At 66.1% G+C, this 274-nt stretch carries 1 pseudogene; it reads left to right on the top strand.

The window, feature by feature from the left end:
* Positions 1-16: 16 nt before the first annotated feature.
* Positions 17-274, top strand: a pseudogene (locus AAEZ05_RS28610) (STY4528 family pathogenicity island replication protein); the annotation flags it as partial.

Genomic DNA, 274 nt, shown 5'->3' with positions numbered 1-274 from the left:
GGCCTGGTGTAGGGCCATGGTCGCGCAGGCAGGCCCCGCAGCGCTTTCAACGCTGCTCGACGACACCCTGCGGCAGTTGCCTCCCAACCGGGAGCACACGCCCGTCAGCGACGGCTTCATCTACAGCGGCAATCGCCATGAAAGCGTGCCCCGCGCGCTGTTTCTCGACACGCGGCTGACGCCGCTGGAGCGCAATGCCTGGCAAATCATCCGGCTCATGCTCAACGCCGATGGCGTGACGGCGTTCCCCACCTACGATCAACTGCGTCCCTAC

It is taken from the genome of Pseudomonas sp. HY13-MNA-CIBAN-0226 (genome assembly GCF_040310305.1).
Classification (GTDB): Bacteria; Pseudomonadota; Gammaproteobacteria; order Pseudomonadales; family Pseudomonadaceae; genus Aquipseudomonas; species Aquipseudomonas gregormendelii.
The sequence above is the reverse complement of the archived record's forward strand: the minus strand, read 5'-3'. Positions and strand labels throughout refer to the sequence as shown.